This window comes from Rodentibacter sp. Ppn85 (assembly GCF_001999335.1).
Taxonomy (GTDB): domain Bacteria; phylum Pseudomonadota; class Gammaproteobacteria; order Enterobacterales; family Pasteurellaceae; genus Rodentibacter.
Window position 1 is genome coordinate 79,361 of the sequence record NZ_MLHS01000040.1, and the last position, 6,335, is coordinate 85,695.

At 30.9% G+C, this 6,335-nt stretch carries 6 protein-coding genes; all 6 read left to right on the top strand.

The window, feature by feature from the left end:
* The first annotated feature begins 2 nt into the window (after positions 1–2).
* From neuB to BKL51_RS07735, 6 genes are read left to right on the top strand one after another with little or no spacing between them, the layout of a single operon-like run.
* On the top strand, positions 3–1,040 hold the full coding sequence (neuB, locus tag BKL51_RS07710; RefSeq protein ID WP_077466131.1) for an N-acetylneuraminate synthase: 1,038 nt from the start codon (positions 3–5) through the stop codon (positions 1,038–1,040).
* A 16-nt stretch (positions 1,041–1,056) separates the two neighbouring features.
* Positions 1,057–2,316, top strand: coding sequence for a cytidylyltransferase domain-containing protein (locus tag BKL51_RS07715; RefSeq protein WP_077466132.1), 1,260 nt, complete (start codon positions 1,057–1,059; stop codon positions 2,314–2,316).
* Entirely contained in the window at positions 2,313–3,497 is a 1,185-nt protein-coding gene (neuC, locus tag BKL51_RS07720) for a UDP-N-acetylglucosamine 2-epimerase (protein ID WP_077466133.1), read from the top strand. Before BKL51_RS07715 ends, neuC begins: the two co-directional genes overlap by 4 nt.
* The gene (locus BKL51_RS07725; protein WP_077466134.1) at positions 3,484–4,701 is read left to right on the top strand and encodes a flippase; all 1,218 of its coding nucleotides are present in this window, start codon (positions 3,484–3,486) and stop codon (positions 4,699–4,701) included. The genes neuC and BKL51_RS07725 overlap by 14 nt, the downstream gene beginning before the upstream one ends.
* On the top strand, positions 4,682–5,434 hold the full coding sequence (locus BKL51_RS07730) for a glycosyltransferase family 2 protein (RefSeq protein ID WP_077466135.1): 753 nt from the start codon (positions 4,682–4,684) through the stop codon (positions 5,432–5,434). Before BKL51_RS07725 ends, BKL51_RS07730 begins: the two co-directional genes overlap by 20 nt.
* 5 nt (positions 5,435–5,439) lie before the next feature.
* A complete protein-coding gene (locus tag BKL51_RS07735; RefSeq protein ID WP_077466136.1) occupies positions 5,440–6,324 on the top strand; it encodes a glycosyltransferase family 2 protein in 885 nt (294 codons plus the stop codon).
* The last annotated feature ends 11 nt before the right edge of the window (positions 6,325–6,335 follow it).

A 6,335-nucleotide genomic window follows, 5' to 3' on the forward strand; every position in this document is an offset into this window, starting at 1 on the left:
AAATGAGTCAGGTATTTATTGTGGCGGAAATTGGTTGTAATCATAATGGCGACCCCATATTAGCAAAGAAAATGGTAGATGTTGCTAAAAAATGTGGTGTAGATGCCGTTAAGTTCCAAACATTTAAAGCAGACAAGTTAATTTCAAGATATGCCCCAAAGGCGGAATATCAAAAAGTTACCACGGGTACGACAGATAGTCAGCTTGAAATGACTCGAAAATTAGAACTTCCTTATGATGAATTCCGCAAGTTGGAAGTCTATGCACATTCACTTGGCTTGGAAGTATTTTCTACTCCTTTTGATATGGAATCTATTGATTTTCTTGCCGGAGAAAAGCAAAAAATTTGGAAAATCCCATCAGGTGAATTAACTAATTTACCCTATTTAGAGAAAATTGCCCGTTTACCAATTGAAGGTAAAAATATTGTAATTTCAACCGGGATGGCAACAATTTATGAAATAAAAGATGCCTTAGCCGTGTTAGAAAAAAACGGTATTTCAAAGAAAGATATTACTATCCTTCATTGTAATACAGAGTATCCGACACTTTATGAAGATGTGAATTTAAATGCATTTTACCAATTAAAGGAAGTATTCTCAGATTATAATTTAGGCTTTTCTGATCATTCGATAGGATATTTTGCAGGTATTGCTGCTGTACCTTATGGGATTACTTTCATAGAAAAACACTTTACGCTAGATAAAAATTTTGAAGGTCCTGATCATAAAGCATCAGTGACACCTGAAGAATTAAAATTACTCTGTGAGGGTATTCGTGCTGTTGAAAAATCACTTGGTTCATCAGAAAAGATTGTGACTATGTCAGAGGCAAAAAATAAGATTGTTGCACGTAAATCCATCATCGCTGCATGTCTAATTAAAAAAGGAGAAATTTATACCGCAGAGAACCTAACGACTAAGCGGCCAGGCAACGGCATTAGTCCTATGTTTTGGTATGATATTTTAGGTAAAGAAGCTGAAATGGATTTTGAAGAAGATCAACTTATTCAAGATAGTCGTTTCAAAAATCAAGAATAAAAGAGCGGTCAAATTTATGAAAAAAATTGCAATTATTACTGCAAGATCTGGTTCAAAAGGCTTGCCAAATAAAAATGTATTATTTGCAAACGGTAAACCGATTATGGCTTACAGTATTGAGGCTGCTTTAGAGAGTGCAGAATTTGAAAAAATTATTGTAAGCACTGATTCGCAAGAATATATTGATTTACTTTCACATTATCCTATTGAATTTGTAAAACGCTCAGCAGAATTGGCTTCAGATAAGGCTAGCTCTTTTTTGGTAATTGAAGATGTATTGGATAAATATCAACATCTTAATTTTGATTATTTTGTTTTATTGCAACCGACTTCTCCATTAAGAACATCTCAACATATTCAAGAAGCAAATGCTAAATTTGAGCAGTATTTTGATAGGTTTGATTTTTTAGTTTCAGTATCAGATGCTCATAAGCCAACGACTTTAACCCGTGAGATTGATGAGGATGAAAGTTTAAAAAATTTTAAACTTGATTATTCAAATTACGCACGTCAACAGCATCATCCGGAATTTTCACCAAATGGTGCAATTTTTTCAGCAAAACCACAAGCTTATTTAAAACAGAAACATTTTTATGGTGAAAGATGTATCGCTTATTTTATGGATAAAGAAGTTTCTGTTGATATTGATGATCGTCTTGATTTTGAATATTTCTATTTTATTCTTCAACAACGTAATAAAGAAAAAATCTTATTAGAAATGATCAAAAAAGCTATTGCTGCAAAGAAAGAGAATTTCAGTCAAACGGAGGCGATCAGTTTAATTGGACACTCTATTTTAGATTACTGGGATGTTGAAAAGCTTAATGAGCAAGTGGTTAATAATCTTGCAATTGCTGGCATTTCAACAAAACAATATCTTGAGTTAATTTTAGATAACAATCTAATTCAACATCTTGGCGATAAAGCTATCTTAATGTTTGGTACCAATGATATTATTTATCCAGGCTGGTCTAATGAACAAGTATTAGAAGATATTCAATTACTGATTCACAAGCTAAAAAATATTAAGCCCGATGTTATACTTTATTTCTTAGAAATTACGCCTATTGCATTACGTGTGGATCGTGATAATGAAGTTATTAGACAGCTGAACCAGTTTTTAAAAACAAATCTTAAAGACATCCAATGGATTTCATTAGATAAATCATTTAGTGATCAATATGGCAAACTAAATTTAGATTATACCCAAGATGGTTTACATTTAAATGAGCAAGGTTATAAATTATTAAGAACAATTGTTGAATCAGAATTATGATTAAAAAACGAATTGTATATGTAACAGGTTCACGTGCAGAATATGGCATTGTAAAACGTTTATTAAAACGTTTACAGGAAGATCAAGAGTTAGATTTTAGCTTGATTGTCACCGCAATGCATCTTGACCCACAATATGGCAATACTGTAGATATTATTGAGAAAGATGGATTTAGGATTAGTGAAAAAATTGCCGTTAAATTGGATAGCCAAAATAACCAAACCATTTTAACCTCAATGGCAGATACATTAGATTTGTTTGGTCAACACTTTCAAACTCATTATTATGATGCCGTAATGGTTCTCGGTGATCGTTATGAAATGCTTTCTGTAGCAACTGCAGCGGCAATGCATAATATTCCACTTATCCATTTACATGGTGGTGAACAAACGTTGGGTAATTATGATGAATTTATTCGCCACTGTATTACTAAAATGGCGAAACTGCATTTAACCGCAACAGAAGTTTATCGTAAACGTGTAATTCAGTTGGGTGAAGCACCTGAAACTGTACATAATATCGGCTCATTAGGTGCTGAAAATGGATTAAGTCTAACATTACCAACAAAAGAGCGGTTATTTTCAGAGCTAAATTTACAAAATAAGCCATATTTCATGGTGGCATTTCACCCAGAAACTATAACAGGGCAGTCTGTAGAAGAGCAAGTTGAGCAACTACTTTTAGCACTAGATCGCTTCAAGCAAGACTATCAATTTGTCTTTATCGGTTCAAATTCAGATACCCACTCTGATGTAATTTTTACCAAAATAAAAAGCTACACTGAAGAGAATCGATTTGCATTTTTTACGTCGGTAAAACCGGAAGAGTACTTAGCTTTAATCAAATATTCAAAAGGATTAATTGGTAATAGTTCATCAGGGTTACTTGAAACTCCTTCATTAAAAATTGGTACTGTCAATATTGGAAAGCGCCAAGAGGGACGTGTCCGGGGAGACTCTATTATTGATGTTGAAAGTAATCAAACTGCTATTGAACAAGGCATTCAAAAATTACTTTCTGATGATTTTCAAGCGTGTTTACCTATGATGGTTAATCCATATTATCAAGAAAATTCTGCTGAGAAAGCATATTATCTGATTAAAAATTTCTTACAAAATAATGAAAATAATAAGCCAAAAAAATTTTATGATCTATGGGGAATAAAAAGTGAGTCTTGTTAAAGATAGTTCGATTTACCTTATTGGCGAACTATCATCTAAATGTATCCCTTTTTTATTGCTACCTTATTTATCACGTAAATTAGGGGTAGAGGGATTTGGTGAGCTGTCTTATTATCAAACTCTTTTAGCATTATTTGTTATCTTTATTGGGTTAAGCCAAGATGGTGCTGTTGCACGCTATTTTTATGTTTATGGTAAGCGTTCTTTGAATATTGTTGTTAATACAGGTTATGCATATACATTTTGTATTGGTGGAATAGGAGTATTATTTTGTTGGCTAATGCACTCAGAAATTATGTTTTATTTAGTTTTGAGTGCAATATTTCAGGTATTCCTATCAGTTCAACTCAGTATTAGACAATGTCAGAAGCAGGCAATTCCTTATACCTTGATTCAAATTTCATCCACTATTACAAATGCATTATTAACTATATTAATGTTGGAAATATATGGAACAGAACTAGTTGAAAAACGTATTTTATCTATTTTAATTAGTAATATTTTAGTGGCTTTATTAGCCTATTTTATTTATAGAAAAGGTAGTCATAATAAAAGCTTTACTTTCTCACAATATAAGGCTGCATTTTTATATATTATTGCTTTTGGTCTCCCAATGATTTTCCATCATGGTAGTTTCTTTATTAAAGGACAATTAGATAGAGTTTTTATTTTTCACCGCTTTAACGAAAGCGATCTTGGTTTATATGCAATGGGAGCTCAAATTGCTTCCATTTTATCAGTATTTATTCTAGCAATAAATAAAGCACTTGTTCCTTATTTGTTTGAAAATATAAAAAAAGGAACGGTAACACTAAGTAAATTACATCGTTGGGCATTGTATTCATTTTTGATTGTACCAATTCCATCGTTGATTGCACAAATTATACCTGAAGAATGGTTATTATTTTTCTTAGGGGAACATTTTTTAGGGGTAAAATATTACACAGTAATATTTTTGTTTTCTACAGCTTTAACCATTCCTTATCTGTTCTTAGTAAATTATTTGTTCTACTATGGCAGGACAAAAGAGATTTCCTTTTGTTCGATATTGTCAACAATTATTTATTTAAGTTCATTGGGGGGATTGATTTTTACGGATGTAATTTATGTTCCTTATGCGAGTATATTGGGAGCTTTAGGAATTTTACCAGTGCTGTATATTATAACAAAAAGAGCAGAAAAAAATGAACGAGCCACTTATTAGTATTATTATGCCAGTTTATAACTCGGCAGATTATCTTGTTCAGGCATTAAATTCTTGCCTTAATCAATCTTATCCAAATATTGAGATTATTACGGTTGATGATGGTTCAACGGATAATAGCGTAAATATTATAAAAGAAATTATGAACCAAGATCCAAGGATTAAACTTTTCTTCACACCTAGTAATCAAGGACCAGCAATGGCAAGAAATATTGGCTTAGCTCAAGCAAAAGGAGAATACATTACTTTCTTAGATAGCGACGATCTTATTGAAAAAGCTAAGTTAGCACATCAGCTTAATTTTATGCTTAAGCATAATTTAATAATGAGTCATGGAAATTACAGTTTTTGTGATTTAGAAGGAAAGGTAATAAAGTCAGTGACGACAAGTGAAAAGATTGACTATCACACTTTACTAAAAGGTAATCAATTCAAAATAATGACAGTGTTGATTAGAAGAGATAAAATTAAAAATATTCTCTTCCCCCAAATAAAACATGAAGATTATGCTTTCTTTTTAGATTGTTTAAAACAAATTGAAGAATCTACTTTATATAGTAATCAGCCAAGTTCTTTTGTTCGAATTGGAAAAATGAGTGTTTCATCAAATAAATTTAAAAGTGCTATTTGGACATTTAATATTTATTTTAAAAAAGAAAAATTAGGCTTAGTAAAATCAATTTATTATTTTCTTCACTATGCCTATAATGGATTTATTAAATACAAAAAATAAAAGATATGATTTCATTACTTATTATTAGCTTTGGACGTTACCAAGACGTATTAGAAACGTTCCAATGTATCAATAAATATCAAGGCAATCAGGTTGAATTACTTTTTCTTGATAATAACCTAGAAAGAAAATTAGAAACTGCTTTATCTTCTATCATAGAAAGTAATAGTAGCATTTTATTTAAATATTTTCATACAGGTGAGAATTTAGGTGTGGCAGAAGGGCGAAATTTCTTAATCGAAAAGGCTCAAGGAGATATCTTAATTACACTAGATGATGATATTGAAATTGAAGATATCACTCTTTTAATTAAAAAAGTGATTGATTATATGGAAAATAATGCCCAATTGGGAGCATTAGCTTTTAATATTAAAAACTATTTTACTCGTAATGCTCTATCACACGAAATCCCACATGGTAATAAGAAACTAGATTTTTCACAGAATTTATTAACTTATTATTTTATCGGAGCAGGGCATGCAATAAGAAAGAATGTTTATCAGAAAGCAGGGCTTTATCCTAAAGATCTGGGATTATATGGTGGAGAAGAAAGAGATCTCTCTTTTAGAATTTTAGAAGAAGGTTATCAGATATTATATGCGAGTAATATTGTTATTTATCACAAAGTTTCGCCAAATGGTAGAATGAGCAAAACACAAGAGAATTTTTTTCGTTATCGTAATCAATTGATTGTTTTAAATCGCTATATGCCTAGAATTTACCGATATAGTGCAAATATAATTTGGTCTTTGTTTTATTTATTAAGAATGGAAGGGAACTTAAAGAATATAATAAAAGTACATTATGAATTAAGGAAATTAGAAAAATATACTATTTCTGATACTACACTAAATTATATTAAGAATGTAAAAGGTCGGTTGTTATATTAACGAGTAATTTC